Here is a 17,006-nt window from a genome sequence, read left to right as displayed (position 1 = left end):
CATGTCCGAACCCGACGACCTGCTGACTGAAATCGAGGCTTTGCAAGAAAAACTGCAACAAGCGCGGGACTCGATCACCCGACAGTTCATCGGACAAGAGCGTGTGGTGGATCTGGCGCTGTCGACCCTGTTATGTGGTGGTCACGGGCTGCTGATTGGGCTACCCGGCCTGGGTAAAACCCTGCTGGTAGAAACCCTTGCGACCGTAATGGGCCTGGACGGAAATCGAATCCAGTTCACGCCTGATCTGATGCCGGCCGACATTCTTGGCTCTGAGGTTCTGGATACCGATGCCGAAGGCCACCGATCGTTCCGCTTTGTACCGGGGCCCGTGTTTTGCCAGCTGCTGATGGCCGATGAAATCAACCGGGCCAGCCCGCGCACACAGTCGGCACTGCTGCAGGCGATGCAGGAACATACAGTGACCGTAGCGGGTGAAGACAGGCCGCTTGGCGCGCCGTTCCATGTGCTGGCCACCCAGAACCCGATCGAGCAGGAAGGCACTTATCCCCTGCCTGAAGCACAGCTGGACCGGTTCCTGCTCAAGATTGACGTCAGCTATCCCACCCGTGACACCGAGCGGGACATTCTGCTGGCTACCACCGGGACAGTGGACAGCAAAGCCGTGCAGGTCTTCACCGGCGAAGACCTGATTGCTGCTCAGACCCTGTTGCGCCGGGTGCCAGTTGGCGAATCGGTGATGGAGCTGATCCTGGATCTGGTCCGTGCCTTCCGTCCCGACGAACCCGGTGTCACCGACCAAGTTGCCCAAACCGTGGCCTGGGGCCCCGGCCCGCGCGCGGCGCAGGCGCTGATGCTGGCAGTGCGGGCGCGGGCATTACTACAGGGCCATTTAGTGCCCAGTGCCGAGGACGTGATCGATATGGCGCAGCCGGTGCTGAGCCACCGCATGGCGCTGAACTTTGCCGCCCGCGCCCGGGGCGACAGCTTGACTGATCTGATCGCCACTACGGCTGCGGATCTTACCCGGACCAAGGCCGCCGCGTGAGCCTAGCCAAGATCCCTCAGGCCACCGAGCTAAGACACCGCGCCGAAATTGAGGCCGGCAGCCTGCCACCGTTGTTGGTGCAGGCTGAACAGCTGGCTGGTTCGGTGTTGCTGGGCGAACATGGCCGCAGGCGTGCCGGAATGGGAGACGATTTTTGGCAATATCGCCCGGCTCAACCCGGTGACAGCCGCAGCCTGATCGACCACCGTCGCTCGGCGCGCGGCGATCAACAATTTATCCGCGAACGCGAGTGGCAGATTGCCCAGACAGTGCATGTCTGGGTCGATCAGGGCGGATCGATGCGCTTTGCCTCGAAACCCGAGTTGCCGCAAAAGATCGACCGCGCCCGCAAGCTGGCCCTGGCAGCATCGATTTTAATGATCCGCGGCGGAGAACGCGTTGGCCTGACCGGGACATCCCTGCCGCCACGCAGTGGCAACATGCAGGTTCTGCGCATGGCCGAGGCATTGAGTATCAAGGATGACGTTGACTACGCCCCGCCCGAACATCACGCCATGATTCCCCATGCACGGGGCCTGTTCATTTCCGATTTCCTTGGCCCCTTTGGCGAATTGCAACTGGCCCTCAGCAAAGCTGCCGACCGCGGTCTTCGCGGTGTGTTGCTGCAAGTTCTCGATCCCAGCGAAGAGGGTTTTCCATTTTCCGGTCGCACCCTGTTCGAAAGCGTCAGTGGCGGGTTGCGCCATGAAACACTCAAGGCATCGGCGCTGCGGGACCGCTATCTGGATCGGCTGGCAGAGCGACGCGATGCCCTGGACAGCCTGTGTCGCGCCACCGGTTGGCGCCTGGGCCAGCATCACACCGGCGACAGTGCCCAGACGGCCCTGTTGTGGCTGTATCACGCATTAGAAAGTACCCGATAATGACAACGCTGGCTGGCATCGGTTTCACCACACCCTGGCTGCTATTGGGATTGCTGGCGCTGCCTATCTTATGGCTGCTGCTGCGCGCCGTCCCGCCTGCACCGGTGCGTCGGGTGTTTCCGGCTGTCACCTTATTGCTGGGGCTCAGCGACGACGAGAGCCTGTCGGACCGCACACCATGGTGGCTGTTGCTGCTGCGCATGCTGGCGGTGGCGGCGGCAATCATCGGTCTGGCAGGCCCGGTACTAAACCCCACGCCCACTGCCACTGCCGGAAACGGCCCACTGCTGGTGGTTCTGGACGCCAGTTGGGCCGGAGCCGACGACTGGAAGAACACCAGCGAACAGATGGTCACCAAGTTAGCCGAGGCCGGACGCGCCGATCGTACCGTCGCCGTGCTGCGTTTGACCGCACCCGAGGCGCTGCATTTTCAATCCGCCGATGTCTGGCGCAAGCGGGTGGCCGGGCTGGTGCCGCAGCCCTGGCAGCCAAGCCCGGACCAGATAGCCACCGCGATGACACACATAGCAGCGGTGGACACGGGGTTTGACACCCTGTGGTTTTCCGATGGGTTGGATTATCCTGACCGCGATCAGCTAACTGCGGCGCTAATGCAGCGCGGCGGGGTGCAGGCATATCAGACCACCACGAACAGGCTGGGACTGTTGCCAGCGCAATTTGCAGATGGTGCCATCGAGCTGACGGCTATTCGCAGCCAAGCCCTTGCCGAGCAACAGGTCACCGTACGCGCCCAGGGTCGTGATCCTGGTGGCACCCTGCGGGTGCTGGCCACGGCCACCGCCGAATTTGCCGCTGATGGGAACACCGCAAGCGCCAAGCTGATCCTGCCTTCGGAACTGCGCGCCCGGATTACCCGGTTTGAGCTGCAGCAAGTCCGCTCTGCCGGAGCTGTAGCCTTAACCGACGACAGCCTGCGTCGTCGTGAGGTGGCACTGATCACCTCGCAGACTGATAACGAGGGCCTGATCCTGCTGTCGCCAATGCATTACCTGCGTCAGGCCCTACAGCCAACGGCCGAATTGTTCGAAGGCGGGCTGGGTGATCTGCTGCCTGCCAATCCGGATGTCATCATTCTGGCCGACGTCGCGCGACTGGCCCCAAGCGAAGAAGACGCATTGACCGAATGGGTCGAAAAGGGCGGCATGTTGCTGCGCTTTGCCGGACCAAGACTGGCCGCCAGCGATATCTCCCGCGATGAAGAACACCCGCTGATGCCCGTTCGCCTGCGCAGTGGCGGCCGCAGCCTGGGCGGCGCGATGAGCTGGGGTGAGCCCAAAACTCTGGCCACCTTCCAACAAAACACACCGTTCTATGGCCTGACTATTCCCCAAGAGGTCACGGTAAGCTCGCAGGTGGTGGCGCAGCCCGACCCCAGTCTGGCGGACCGGGTGATTGCCGAGCTGGGCGACGGCACCCCGCTGGTGACGCGCAAGCCGCTGGGTCAAGGGCAAGTTGTGCTGTTTCACGTCACCGCCAATGCCGAATGGACCAGCTTGCCGCTGTCCGGGCTGTTTGTGGAAATGCTGGAACGGCTGGCGGTCTCTACCGCCGCCAAGCTTCCCAGCGCAGAGGAACTAGAGGGCACTGTCTGGACACCGATTAGTGTCCTGGACGGGTTTGGTCGCCTTACCGAGGCAGGCACCCTGTCCGGCGTTGATGGCCCTGACCTGATGGAGGCCCCCGCCGGCCCCGGCCTGCGCCCCGGTTTATACGACAGCGGCACCCGAAAACTGGCACGCAATGTTTTGCGCGCAGGTGATCAATTGCGTCCTGCGCTCTGGCCCAGTAATATACCAGTGATCAGTGCAGCCTTAGCGCCTGAACGCGCCCTGGGCGGGCTGTTACTCAGCTTGGCACTGATGTTGTTGGCACTGGACGTAGCGGCCTCGCTGGCGGTGTCAGGGCTGCTGCACATGTCCCGCACCGCTGCCCTGGTGCTTGGCTTGACGACAGTCGGCGGGCTTTGCCTTCCGGTCCAACCAGCCCAGGCCCAGCAGGGTGCTGATTTACTGGGTCTCAGCTCAGAGCTGGCACTGGCGCATGTGCTAACGGGCGATGATCAGATCGACGCTATCGCCCATGACGGGTTACGCGGACTGTCCAACACGCTGCTCTTTCGCACTTCGATCGAACCCTCGGTCCCCGTGGGTGTTGATCTGGAACGTGATGAGCTGGCGTTCTACCCATTGCTGTACTGGCCGATCACGCCAGACCAACCGCGCCCCTCAGCCGAGGCCTATGCCCGGTTGAACGCCTATCTGCGCACTGGCGGCATGATAGTGTTCGACACCCGCGACGCCAATCTAGTTGGATCCGGTGCCAGCAGTGCAAACGCCCGCAAATTACAACAACTGGCCCGGTCTCTGGACATCCCCCCGCTGGAGCCGCTGCCCGCCGACCACGTGCTGACGCGCAGCTTTTACTTGCTGCAGGATTTTCCCGGCCGTCACCAACGTGGTGAGCTTTGGGTCGAGGCGGCCCCGGTGGACGCCGAGCACATCGAAGGCATGCCGTTCCGCAATCTCAACGACGGTGTGACACCGGTGGTCATCGGCGGCAATGACTGGGGGGCCGCCTGGGCAGTGGACAACAACGGGCGACCGCTATTGCCGGTGGGGCGTGGCTTTGCCGGCGAACGCCAACGCGAGTTGGCCTATCGTTTTGGTGTTAATCTGGTGATGCATGTGCTGACCGGCAATTATAAATCCGATCAGGTCCATGTGCCTGCATTGCTGGACAGGCTAGGCCAATGATACAGGTAATCCTTTTTGATCCGCTGGTACCATGGACAGTGATTGGGGGGTTATCGGCCCTGTCGCTGATCAGCATTGGCGCGGCCCTTTGGCGAGGATTGTCCGGCTGGGCCTTACGTGGTTTTGCGGCACTGGTGTTGATCGCTGCACTGTCCGGGCCGGTCTATCAGGTTGAAAACCGTGCGCCGCTTAGCGACATCGTATTGGTGGTGTCAGATGACACCGCCAGCAATCAGCTTTCTGACCGCCCGGCCCAGATGGATGCTGCCAGGGCCGACCTTGCCAATCAGCTGGCAGATCGCCCCAACACCCAGACCCGCTGGATAACCCTGGATGATGGGGAAGCCGATACCGGCTCACAACTGATGGGCGCCATCTCTGAAGCATTGGCCGAAGAACCCCGCTCCCGCATTGCTGGCATCATCGCGCTGTCGGATGGACAGATCCATGATGTTCAAGACGCTCCTGACTTACCTGCCCCGCTGCACCTGTTGGCGACCGGCAAGAATACCGATTGGGATCGCCGCCTGATTGTACGCAATGCCCCTGGATTCGCCATCATCGGTGAGCCCGTGACCCTGACCCTGCGCATCGAGGATCAGGGCGCAGCTCCAGACAACTCCGCGCTGGCCCCCCTGGAAATATCGGTCAACGGCGCCGCGCCGCAACGGTTCTCGCTGCCTATTGGCGCTGATATCGACCTGCCGCTAACGCTGCCACATGGTGGGCGCAATGTGATCCAGTTTACCGTGCCCAAAGAACAGGGCGAGCTAACGGATCGCAACAACACCGCGCTGGTGCAGATCAATGGGGTGCGGGATCGACTGCGGGTGCTTCTGGTCTCGGGCGAACCACATCCCGGCAGCCGCACCTGGCGCAATCTGCTGAAGTCCGACAGCGCGGTAGATCTGGTCCATTTCACCATCCTGCGCCCGCCTGAAAAACAGGACGGGGTACCGGTGGACGAGCTGTCGCTGATTGCCTTTCCCACGCGTGAGTTGTTTCTGGAAAAGATCGATGATTTCGACCTGATCATCTTTGATCGCTACCAAAGACGTGGGATTCTGCCTGCAATTTATCTGGACAATGTGTCCAATTATGTGACCAAGGGCGGCGCAGTACTGGTCGCCGCCGGGCCCGACTTTGCCACCGCCGACAGCATCTACCGCTCGCCCTTGTCCCTGGTTCTTCCCGCACGCCCGACGGCGCGGGTCATCGAAGACCCTTATCAGCCTGTCGTCACGGATCTTGGCCAACGACATCCGGTTACCGCCGATTTGGGAGACGCCGCAACCTGGGGCCGCTGGTTGCGTCAGATTGAGGTGGACCAACCACAGGGCCACACCTTGATGTCCGGTCTCGACGATCGCCCCTTGCTGGTGCTGAACCGGGTCGGCGAAGGTCGCGTGGCGCTGCTGGCCTCGGATCACGCCTGGCTATGGAGCAGGGGCTATGAGGGCGGCGGCCCGCAGCTGGAACTGCTGCGACGCTTAGCGCATTGGATGATGAAAGAGCCGGAACTCGAAGAGCAGGCCCTTTGGGCCGAGGCAGTCGGCCAACGTATGCGCATCTTGCGGCGCACTCTGGATGACTCGGTCGGCCAGGTCACGGTGACCCACCCCGATGGCAGCACCGTTAAACTGGACTTGACCGAAACCGGCCCAGGGCAATGGGAAACCCAGTTTGAAGGCCCTGAAATCGGACTGTACCGCCTGACCGAAGGCGACCAGTCTGCCGTTATCGGTCTTGGCCCCGCTGCGCCGCGGGAATTCGAGGAGACCATTGCCACCAGAGACATCCTTCAGCCTGTGATCAAGCCGACACGCGGCGGGCTATTGCGCCTGCAGGACGGTATTCCCGTCCTTAGAAATACCCGTACTGGGCGTCCCGCCTCAGGACGCGGATGGATCGGTTTAACGCCTCGAAACGCCTATGAAACTCTGTCCGTGGTACAATCCCAATTGCTACCACCCTGGCTGGTACTGCTATTGGCATCATTTTTCATCACGGTTGGTTGGATCCGAGAGGGCCGGCGATAACTGACGGGCGGCCCAACTTTCGTCTTTTCAATGGCTCCCGCCCGTCGTTGACCTCCCAATGGAGGTCGGCCTCCCGTTGGGCGTAGCGCCGCGCAAAGCGCGGCGCTACGCCCAAGTCTGTACGGTGTCTCGGCACTTGCCGATGCTCCGTACAGACGCGGGAGCCTTTGGTTCGGCATCTAATTGTCACTCGACCCGTACAGTGACGCGGGTTGATTTGCCTTTCCCATCGATCACCACCAATGCAGAAAATCCGCGACCCGGATTAGGGATCTCGAACTCTCGAACATGCTGCCCCTGAATCACCGGCAATCCGTTCGCCAACACCAAAAATGGAGCAGTTCCGCCGCGCAGTTTCAGGGTCAGAGACGCATCCAGCAATGCCAGTTGGGCTCCATCCGGTGGAAACACCAGCTTCGGTGCATCGCTTGGTTCTTCAAATGCCGCATCACGCGGACGGAACCGGCGCAGGGGTTGGGGCAGCTCGGCAGAACTTACAATCAGCGTTGCAGCTGGTGGCGGGGGCAGCGGCTCGAAACCGGGCTTCAACCGTCCAAAGGCCTCGAACAAGACCGGCGCTGCCAGGCTGCCACCAAATACTCCAGGCACAGGTGTGCCATCCGCTCGGCCCATCCAGACGCCGATCACATGGCGCCCGTCCCAGCCCAGTGCCCAGGCGTCCCGGTGGCCGTAAGATGTCCCCGTCTTATAGGCCAGCACACCCGCCCGCGCACCCTGTGGCGGCGCCAATCCGCGCAGGATGTCCATCAACTGCCAGGCCGCCACACCCGAAACCAATCGCCGCTGTTGAGAACTGACCTCATCCAAGCGCAGCGACAGTCTCGGCCCCTGCCCGCCTGCCGCCAGCCCAGCATAAAGCTGCACCAGATCGTGCAGCGATACGCCAACTCCGCCCAGCGCAATGGCCAGTCCCGGTACGCCTCCGGGCAGTTTTGGTGTGGCACCGGCGCGGCGCAGGGCCGACATGATACGCGTAGCGCCCAATTCATTCGTCAGCTTGACCACTGGGATATTCAAAGACAGTTGCAGCGCCTCGCGCACCCGCACATCGCCGCGAAATTCGCCGTCAAAGTTCTGCGGAGCATAGCCGTCAAAATTCACCGGCCCATCATGAATCAGTGTTTCCGGATGAACCAACCCTTCATCAAAGGCCAGCCCGTAAATCAACGGTTTCAGCGTTGATCCAGGGGATCGCAGCGCCTGTGTCATATCAACAAAACCCAACCGCCTGCTGTCGCGATAGCCGGGTGAACCAACCGAAGCGAGCACCTCTCCGGTCTGATAGTCCGCAACAACCATCGCCGCCGATAACCGTTCGCCGCCTTGCCGGGTCGCATCCCGCAGTAGCTGCGCCATCCGGGCCTGTACGCCCGCATCAATGGTCAGGTCAAATCGTTGCAAATCCGGGTCGGTGGCCAGCATTCGGTCACTAAGATGAGGCGCCAGTTGGGCAAAAGGCACCATCTTGCGCGGGATTGCCTCGGCCTGCGCCATCTGCATCTCACCTGCATCAATCACGCCCTGACGTGACATACGCGACAAAACCCGGTCACGGGCAGCACGGGCACTGTCAGGCGCTCGGTCAGGACGGCGGCGCTCGGGGGACTGTGGCATGGCCACTAAAAGCGCAGATTCCGAGGCCGTCAACCGCCCGGGTTCTTTGCCAAACCACGCCAGGGTTGCCGCCCGGATTCCTTCTAAGTTGCCACCATATGGGGCATGGGTCAGATAAAGTGTCAGGATCTGTTGCTTGCTCAGCCGCCGTTCCAGAGCCAGTGCCAGACGGATCTGACGCAGCTTGCCCTCCCAGCGCCCAGTGCTGCCGTCTTCTAACAACCGGGCCACCTGCATCGTCAGGGTTGATCCGCCTGACACCGCCCGGCCGTTCCACACCGCCTGCCCTACCGCGCGCGCCATGGCCCGAGGGTCAACGCCGGAATGGCTCCAGAACCGTTTGTCCTCATAGCGTACCAGCATTGAGAGATAGCTGGGGTCGACTTGATCAGGGTGCACCGCCAGCCGCCAAATGCCCGTTCCTACCGGATAAGCACGCAATAACTGACCGTTACGGTCGCGCACTTCGGTCGACGTCTCGGCCAGGGTGACCGGCAGTTCCGTGTCATCGATCCAAGAATTGAAAGCGCGGTTTCCGCCTACGAGGAGGACAGCAAGCGTGATAGCAAGCGCCACGCCCCACCGTCTCCACCACTTGGCCGACTGATAGGCCGGGAAACGTCCGACCTCCCCGCGGGAGGGCGCTTTCGCACCCGCCCTAGGTTTGGCGCTACTCTTGGTGATTTGCGCCACAGGTCTCACCGGACCGTAACACGGCCTGTATCAGTGCGGGCGCGGTAGGCCGGGCGATACATATCTTCGACCGAAGCAGCCGGGTGGTGAAAGCTACCCGGTGTTACCGCGCGGGCGATATAGCCCAGTGTCACCTTGCCAGTACCACGCAAATTGACCGCTGCCAGGAACCGATCCGAGCGGAACTCGGTATGTTCTGCACCGGCCAGTTTCAACCAGCTCAAGTCACGCAGATCGCCAGAGCGCAGCAGATTGGGATTATCAATCTCAATTCCTGCTGGCAGGGGATCATTCACCATCAGACGCGCGCCCAGATTTTCATGGGGAGAGATCCGCAGCACGGTGACGAACCGTTCCCCTACCGTAAACTCACGTCGCTCAATCGGCGTGCCATCTAGCGCGTAATATTCTCGTTCGATGGTAAAGCCAGTGCCGCCAGCCTGCGGCGCAACCTCGGGGACACCCAGTGTGGTCAGGGTGATATCCGTACGGCGACCAGAGGCGACAGAGATGTCGATCACCTTGCCTGCGGCATCGGATTCAAGCACCTGAACAAAGGCACCCGGCACCGGATTGCCGTCAACCAACAGGCCCGAATCCTCGGGAATGTCGATCATCGCCTGCGCCGCCATCAGCGTCCATGCGGATTCTTGCGTTGACCGGCCTCCACTGACGCGAACAATACGGTTGCTCAGGCGATCACGGTCCACCGCTGTGCTTCCGGCCTCAACCGCAAGGGCCAAAACCGCAGCCACATCGCGCAACGGGGTGCCGAAATCAGCACGCCACAACGAAGCTTCGGGTTTGATCTTACCAATCATCGCCGCCGCACGCGAGAACATCTGGTCGGCCCGGATCTGATCCCCGTAAGCCGCCAGAGCAGCACCAAGCTGGGCAGCAGCGAGCGGCGAGTCAAAGGCATCGCCTTTGACATCGGCGTAATAGCGCAGATCGCCCATCGCCGCCGCGCCTTCACGCGCCAGAACCAACAGCGCATAGGACAATGCCCGGCCGCCATGATCAAAGTCAGCTGCGTAATTCACCCGGTTGCGCAGGTTGTCCATCGCCTGCCGGAAAGCCTGATCCGGCACAATATAGCCCTGCGCCCGTGCCCGGCTGAGGAAATCACTGGCATAGGCATCCAGCCAGAACTGGCCACTTTCAGCCCGCCACATCCCGAAGGCACCGTTGCTGGCCTGACGGGTCAACACCTTGGCGATTGCATCTTGCACGCGTCCCTGCACCGCAGGTCCATTGCCCAACCCCGCGGCCTGTGCCACCGAGGACAGGTACAACAACGGCATCGCCTTTGAGGTCACTTGTTCGGTGCAGCCATAGGGGTATCGATCCAGCGAGCTTAGCAATCCGGGCACGTCGAACTTGGCCAATGGACCCGCCGACAACACAGCGCGTCCTGTACCAGCGCGCAGGTTGGCAAAGACATCCGCACTGAAACGGAAACTATCCCCTGACCCAAGCGAAAAACGCCGGGTTTGAGAGACCACCGGATCATTCGCCCGCACTGGCAGGCGCAACTGCTGAACCAGCGCTTGCCCAGCGGGTGTGGTCAGGGTCAGCTCGATCTCCGGATCGCCCACTTCAAGCGCCGAAACCGCAAGCTCTAGTGTGGCCTTGCCCTGATGGGTCAGCGTCACTGATCCCGGCAGTTCGCCCAGCTGCAACCCACTGCCCAGTGCGCGGGCGGTCAGGGCCATCTCGCCACTTGGCCCATCGGCGTGAACGATTTCCAGCAACACACGGCTGCTGTCCCCGGGTGCCAGGAATCGTGGTGCCGAGGCGGTAACAACCACCGGATCACGCACCAGCATGTCTTGTTCGGCCTGCCCCACGGCACGGCCTGACCAGGCCACTACCATCAACCGCACGGTGCCGTTAAAGGCTGGCAGCTCAATCGGGAAATCTACCGTACCATCCGCTCCGACCTGCAAAGGTCCCGAGAACACCGACATCAGATCCTGTGTCGGAGGCGGCGAATCCAACCGCATCCCAGTATCGGCATCCCCGCCCGAGCGCACTTGCCCCAGAGCGCCGTTCTGGCCGTCGATCAGACGACCATAGATATCGCGCAGCTCCATCCCCAGACGGCGCTGGCCGTAGTAATACGCCGATGGATCCGGGCTTTTGAACCCCGTGAGGTTAAGAATACCAAGATCCACGGCTGCTACACTAACCCAGACATCGTCCCCGGCAGTGACACCATCAACACGGATTATTGCGGTCTCGGTCCCCCGAGGGCGGGCCACGTCGGGTACGTCCACGGTGACACTCAGCTGCTGACCGGGTTGCTCAATTGTGACATGCGCCAATCCAAGTGCCCGGGCTGGAGTTTGGTCCGTTGCCCCCTCCATCGGCTTGATCACCATGGCACTGACATAGGCACCACTGCCCCAGTCTTCGGTCACAGTCAAAGGAATAACCGAGGCACCGGCAGGCACCTCTACCGCGTGGCGCTCGATCAACTCGTTTGACATAACCGAAATCAAGGCAGTGCCCGCCGCGCGCGGCACGATACGCAATTCCGCAGTATCGCCTGGCTGATAGGTCTCGCGATCCAGCGACAGCTCTAGCCGATCCGGGGTCGAAGCCGCATCCGCCGGGGCGTACCAACCGGCATAAAAGTCCAACGCAGCCGAGACATGTTCATCCCCATCCAACCGCTCCACCACCAACTCGTAGCGACCCCAGTCTACAGGTTCGGACAAAACCAATGGCTCGCCCGACAGTGCGGCCTCGCCCATAGCGACGCGGGTGCGGCGGGTGATCGGTTCCCAATTCCAATTGCCGTAAAGCTGATACCACTGATAATGCGTGCGCACCCGGTTCAGGGTCCATTTTACCTGCATTGGAATTGGCTGCAGATCAGGGCTAAGGCCAATCACACTGAAACCAGCCTCGCCCCCCTCGCCCACGACATCGTCAAACATCGGCTTGATCCCGATGACCGCAGCATCCGGGCGCACAGACACAGTCATACGGCGTTCAACCGGACGGGCCGATCCATCAGCAAGACGCGTGGTGACCGTAGCCGTCATCGGCTTGCCCGTGGCCGCGCCAGTGGGAATGTCGACCCAGACCGTGGCCAATCCCTGGGCATCGGTTTTTTCGTCACCAAAATAGCTGCGTTGAGTGGTGCTTTGTCCGTCATAACGACCAAACTTATAGCCAGACCAACCGTCCACTGTTGCAGCAGCACGCAGGCTGACATCGCCTTCGATCGCCAGCCCGGCGCCCGGTGCGCCAAACAGGTAACGCGCATCGATCGTCAGCGGCGCATCGTCACCAGGGCGCAAACCGCCCGTTGGCAGGCTTTGCGTAAAGTCGATCCGCTCGGGCAGGAAGTCCTCGACCAGGATCTGGCGGCTGGCCAGTGCCGGTGCTTTGGGATCGCCTTTGATGTCCAAACGCCAGGTGCCGCGCGGCGCCGAAAGCCCAACCGGAAGGGCAAAGACATGGCCGCCCATTTGGCCACCGTCCGAGATATGGCGGCTGTATTCCACCCCATCCGGCCGGGACAGAATGGCGATCAATGGCAGCCCCTCGATGGCCTGCGCCTTGCTGTCCCGCGCCAGGGCCGTCACATTCATGACCTCACCGGCACGATACGCACCGCGATCAGTGGTCAGAAAGACATCCACTGGCCCCGGTGCAGGCCGTCCCTCGACACCACGGTCAGAGAGGTCAAACCCCGGATCTGTCAGCGACAAAAATCCGAAATCTGTCTCGCCGCTTTGCGCCAGGATCATCGCCGGAGCACCGGCCCCACGCCCCCGCGACAAACCGGGGGCAAAACGGACATGGCCACTGTCATCCGTCATCGCCGTACCCAGCACCGCATTTGCACGCGACACCAGTGTGATCTCGACCCCTGATTTAGCCATGGCGTCAGACAAGCCGTTAACCTGCACATGCAACCCATCTGCGCCTGACATTGAACTGATCCCCAGATCTGACAGGACAAACCATTGGGTCGCCGCCGGATCATCATAGGGATCAGCGCCTGGGATACTGGCATTTAGAGCGTAGATTCCAACCGGCTGACCCGCAATTGCCTCGGTCAACGGCAGGCGGGTGGTCATGTCCCGGTTCAGCTCGCTTTGCACATCAGCTGACCCGGTCCAGACCTCCTCGGCAATCTCATCCGAGAAATATTCGTCCTGCCATTGGGACATCGGACGGCCAAACAAGCCTTCTTGCAGCGCCCGTAACAGGTTGCGGTCGCTGACTCGCCGCAGGCGCAGTTCAACTTCCGTCAGGTTGACCGTTTCAATCGGAAGCGCCGCCAGATCGGACTTGGGCAGCACATAGGACCGACCAGGAAACCGAACCGTGGCTGATCGGTCCCGCACATAATGGTTCAGCTCAATATCGCGGTACAGCATCTCACCATTGGCCGCAGGCAATCCACGGCGCAGAGTCACACGATACCGCTCGCCATGTTCAGCCCCATCAATACACAACTGACGCCCGTTGGGTTCGGCCACCATGCGCTTGCTTGGCAGTTTCACGTAGTCGCCGTAATCCACCCCGGATTTGACCAGCACTTCTGTGAACTCGATGCAAATCCGCGGCGCGGCGCTGTCGCTTTCGATGGTACTATCTTTGACCCGAAACCCGTATTTTCCTATTGCGCTGTCCAACATCTCGGCAGTGGTTCGCCGGGGCTGTATATCCTCGGCCAGACGCAGAGTTGGCAGCATGTCGCGGCCACGGCCCAGTGCCTCTAAGGCACGGGCAGCAATAACCAATGCATTGGTCTGCGTGCCACGGCGTTCACTGCGCAAATAGCTATTCACCGCTGCCGACAAAGCGTTTGATTGGTATTTACGTTTCTGAGCGCTACCCACGTCCTCGATCCGCAACAAATAGTCGGCGTAATCGGCCCAAAGCTCTGGCTGGTCGCTCAGTGAGACCGCGGCTCCCATCCAGCGCATTGCGGCAGTGTTATTGCCTTCTTGTGCACGGGCACGGGCGGCCTGAATCATCTGATCCAATTCAAAACTGCCCGCTGGATGACGCAGCCCGATTTCGCGAGCAAGATCTCTGGCACGTGTCAGGTCAACCGGCTTTAAAAAGGCCAGTGTTGCGCCTTGAGATTCTCCGATAGCGCGAATCGTTGCAGGCGTTGCGATCTTTTGCGCTGAAAAGGCACCAACATAAGGGCTTGATTCCCCTATGGTACTTTTAGGAAAGCAGGAATTCGACCTGGAGTTGAACGAAAATCCCACGCATTCGTCCTGACTTGCGCAGACACGCACGCAACTATTCAGGTCTGTATCAAAAATCGATTGTAAATCAGAGCCATAGAAGTCGATATCTTTGGTTGCGACAAACCGGAAATCCGGGACTGGCGACTCGGACCAGGCTGCTGAAATATGCGATAACCCAATGAAAATAAAAAGCAAAAAGCGAACAGAAACTCGTAACATAACACCCTCCAAATTTATACTCAGGCTGTCACGCGATTAACCACATGGCAAGGATGACGACGTAGCTAGGCTTAATTAGTATTTCACGTTTGGAATTGATCTTGGGGTTTACCCTCTTGTTTCGTTGTCGCTGGAGCCCATAAGGATGCCCATAGCTGATAAATTTGCTCTCGAACGGCGTGCCCGTTTGGCTGCTGAGCGCCTGCTTGAGCTAAAGCAGGCGGAGCTTTCAGCCGCAAATCGAAAACTTGGGCGTCATGCAATGGCGTTGACCAAGCAGATTGGCGCGACTCAAGCTGAGGTTGCAACCTTTCGGGACGAGGTTGCCACCGTCCGGGATGAGAATGAAAAGGTCAAATCTGACCTGCATGTGGCAAACGAAAAGATAGAAGTGGCCGAGCGCCGATTGTGGCACTCGATCCAGACCATTCAGGATGGGTTTGCTTTTTTCGGCGCTGACAGCAAATTGATCGGTGCGAACACGGCCTATCTGAACACGTTTGAAGGGCTGGAAGAGGTTGCCCCCGGCATACCCTACATTCGCATCTTACAGATTCTAACGGACGAAGGTCTGGTCAACACTGGTCAGCTTAACCCGGATGCGTGGCGGGAAATGATGACTGCGCGTTGGGTGTCACCTACGCCAGAGCCTGTGGTGCTCCAGCTGTGGAACAATAGCTATATCAAACTGATTGACCAACGTGGTCACGGCGGCGACGTCGTCAGTCTGGCTTTGGATATTACGTCTTCAGTTCAATACGAAGAAGAACTGCGCGCATCCCGAGAACGAGCCGAGGCAGCCAACCGCGCCAAGTCTGCTTTCCTGGCCAATATGTCCCATGAAATCCGGACCCCGATGAACGGGGTTGTCGGCATGGCAGAACTGCTGAACGACACCAACCTGAGTGATGAACAGCGGCTCTATGCTGACACCATCAAAAACTCTGGTGAGGCGCTGCTGGTTATCATCAATGACGTGCTGGATTACTCTAAGATCGAAGCCGACAAATTGGTGCTGCACAGTGAACCTTTTGACATGGAGCGGTGCATCCATGAAGTTGTGATGCTTTTGCAGCCAACGGCGCGGGACAAAGGGCTGGCGATGCTGGTGGACTATGATTTGTTCCTGCCAACACAGTTCCTCGGCGATCCTGGCCGCATACGACAGGTCCTGACGAATTTGGTCGGCAATGCCATAAAGTTCACCAAATCAGGCTATGTTGCGCTGCGTGTTACCGGTGTGCCTGACGCCGATGACAAAAATTGTGCCATTCATGTCGCTATCGAAGATACTGGAATTGGGATTCCTGAGGACAAGATCCAGCATATTTTTGGCGAGTTCAATCAGGTTGAAGACGAACGCAACCGGCAGTTTGAAGGTACCGGCCTCGGGCTGGCGATTTCCAAACGTCTGATCGAATTGATGGGCGGGTCAGCCTGGGTTGAAAGCGAAGAGGGCGTTGGATCATGCTTTGGGTTCCGGGTGCCGTTGCCGATGGCAGAGGGGCCACAACCCCGCGCGGCTGAACTGCCCGCGAACCTGCGGCATGTGTTGATTGTTGATGATTTGCCCATGAACTGTTCAATTCTGAAAAAGCAGATGCAAGTGCTGGGCGCCGAAGTGACAACTGCAACTTCGGGCAGCGAAGCATTGCTCAAGATGGACGAGACCATCGATTTGGTGATTAGCGATCACCACATGCCGGGCATGGACGGAGTAGAATTTGCCACTGCTTTGCGACAAGGGGACTGGTCCGATGTGCCGTTCCTTTTGCTCAGCTCGAATTCGAATTTTGCCAGGGACAATACTACTCAGAATCTGGTTCAGGGGATCTTGCAAAAACCGGTGCTTCGAAAAGATCTGTTTACCAAACTGGCAGACATGGGCGCCGTGTTCCCTGACAAAAGCGCCGTGTTCCCTGACAAAGAACCTCTGGCTGGTTCAACAGATGCGTCAAAAGAAGCTGCGGCCTTCCCCGAGCATAGCCTACAGTCTGATTCCCAAACCGAACAGCAGGCCAGTTCACCGTCCTCTAAAGCTGGGACCGAAGCACCTATAATCGAGGAAATTCAGCCCGAGGACCAAAACCCGGTACCCGACAACAACCCGCAGCGTTTGATGCGAATTCTGGCGGCCGAAGACAACAAGACCAATCAATTGGTGTTCCGGAAGATGGTCAAGGATCTGAACATCGACATCCGCTTTGCCAACAATGGAATTGAAGCCGTGGAAGCCTATTCTGAATTTTCCCCTGACCTGATTTTTATGGATATCTCCATGCCCAAAATGGACGGGAAACAGGCCACGTCCGAAATCCGGGAAATCGAAAAATCCACCGGTCGCCATGTTCCGATCGTCGCACTGACGGCCCATGCCATGAACGGCGACTCGGAGGGTATTCTGGCTGCTGGTCTAGATTTCTATCTAACCAAGCCGTTGCGCAAAGCCGTCATTCACGAACAGATTGACCAGCACCTCCCCGATGAAGCGCAACCTGTTCAGCCGCAATCAATCTGACCCGTGA

At 59.8% G+C, this 17,006-nt stretch carries 7 protein-coding genes; 5 read left to right on the top strand and 2 right to left on the bottom strand.

Going from position 1 to position 17,006, the window contains the following annotated elements:
• Window position 1 precedes the first annotated feature (1 nt).
• The 4 genes from EBB79_RS00215 to EBB79_RS00200 are packed head-to-tail and all read left to right on the top strand — an operon-like array spanning window position 2 to window position 6,706.
• On the top strand, window positions 2–1,009 hold the full coding sequence (locus tag EBB79_RS00215) for an AAA family ATPase (RefSeq protein ID WP_127746906.1): 1,008 nt from the start codon (window positions 2–4) through the stop codon (window positions 1,007–1,009).
• The gene (locus EBB79_RS00210; RefSeq protein WP_127746905.1) at window positions 1,006–1,893 is read left to right on the top strand and encodes a DUF58 domain-containing protein; all 888 of its coding nucleotides are present in this window, start codon (window positions 1,006–1,008) and stop codon (window positions 1,891–1,893) included. The genes EBB79_RS00215 and EBB79_RS00210 overlap by 4 nt, the downstream gene beginning before the upstream one ends.
• A complete protein-coding gene (locus tag EBB79_RS00205; RefSeq protein WP_127746904.1) occupies window positions 1,893–4,667 on the top strand; it encodes a DUF4159 domain-containing protein in 2,775 nt (924 codons plus the stop codon). The genes EBB79_RS00210 and EBB79_RS00205 overlap by 1 nt, the downstream gene beginning before the upstream one ends.
• Entirely contained in the window at window positions 4,664–6,706 is a 2,043-nt protein-coding gene (locus EBB79_RS00200; protein ID WP_127746903.1) for a hypothetical protein, read from the top strand. Before EBB79_RS00205 ends, EBB79_RS00200 begins: the two co-directional genes overlap by 4 nt.
• A gap of 186 nt (window positions 6,707–6,892) precedes the next feature.
• On the opposite strand, the gene pbpC is transcribed toward EBB79_RS00200, so the two are convergent.
• Window positions 6,893–8,917 (bottom strand): penicillin-binding protein 1C, encoded by a 2,025-nt coding sequence (gene pbpC / locus EBB79_RS00195; RefSeq protein ID WP_238704964.1) that lies wholly within the window; start codon window positions 8,915–8,917, stop codon window positions 6,893–6,895.
• 122 nt (window positions 8,918–9,039) lie between these two features.
• On the bottom strand, window positions 9,040–14,481 hold the full coding sequence (locus EBB79_RS00190) for an alpha-2-macroglobulin family protein (RefSeq protein ID WP_177627751.1): 5,442 nt from the start codon (window positions 14,479–14,481) through the stop codon (window positions 9,040–9,042).
• A gap of 145 nt (window positions 14,482–14,626) precedes the next feature.
• Between EBB79_RS00190 and EBB79_RS00185 the strand changes: the two genes are divergently transcribed.
• Window positions 14,627–16,999 (top strand): response regulator, encoded by a 2,373-nt coding sequence (locus EBB79_RS00185; protein WP_127746902.1) that lies wholly within the window; start codon window positions 14,627–14,629, stop codon window positions 16,997–16,999.
• The last annotated feature ends 7 nt before the right edge of the window (window positions 17,000–17,006 follow it).

It is taken from the genome of Parasedimentitalea marina, assembly GCF_004006175.1.
GTDB lineage: Bacteria > Pseudomonadota > Alphaproteobacteria > Rhodobacterales > Rhodobacteraceae > Parasedimentitalea > Parasedimentitalea marina.
The sequence above is the reverse complement of the archived record's forward strand: the minus strand, read 5'-3'. Positions and strand labels throughout refer to the sequence as shown.